The following is a 645-nucleotide window of genomic DNA, read 5'->3' on the forward strand; positions in this document are numbered from 1 at the left end:
CACTTTCAAAAATAAAACATGAAGCGCCCTTATCGCTTAGTCTAAAAGTACTACGCTTAAATCTGATCACTCCCTTCTCAAAGACAATATTGAACCTGTAGTTTCATAAGATAGATATCAATAATGGCTTTTTTAATATTACGATAGACTTTAGGAATGGCATGAAATAAAACGGCGTTAAAATAATGGAGACCATTATTTATCTCGTCATAAACCAAAGGTGTACGTGTACGCACTTCACTAGATGACCATAATAAATCGTTTGCGCCGAACGACAACTCTCATGTCACTCTTAAGCAGGAGGTAGTCCTTGATACGCTTTATTTAATAAATCTTTTAATTCCTCATAGTCATAATCACGAGGATTATAATAAGGACTATCACAGACGATTTGTGCCACGTTAGCTGGACCCTCTTTGGGTAGACCAATGTCTTTTAGTGCCAACGGAATCTTTAAGGATTGATTTAAACGATAAATTTCTAAACCGACCTCTTCACGGCTACTAACACCTAAAGCCTCTGCCAATCGATCCATGGCTTCAATATCAGCGTTACGGTTGTAATGCACTGAATACGCAAGCGTAATAGCGTGTGCTTGAGCATGTGGCAGACTGTATGTGCCGTCCAAAGTATGGCAAATCTTAT

Annotated in this window: 2 pseudogenes; both read right to left on the reverse strand. The window is 38.4% G+C overall.

Features of this window, described 5'->3' with window-relative positions:
* Positions 1 to 110 precede the first annotated feature (110 nt).
* Positions 111 to 260, reverse strand: a pseudogene (locus tag ACS8FD_RS21630) (phosphoenolpyruvate carboxylase); the annotation flags it as partial.
* Between the two features lie 32 nt (positions 261 to 292).
* Positions 293 to 645: pseudogene (locus ACS8FD_RS21635) on the reverse strand (maleylacetate reductase); the annotation flags it as partial.

Source organism: Psychrobacter sp. 1U2 (assembly GCF_051847575.1).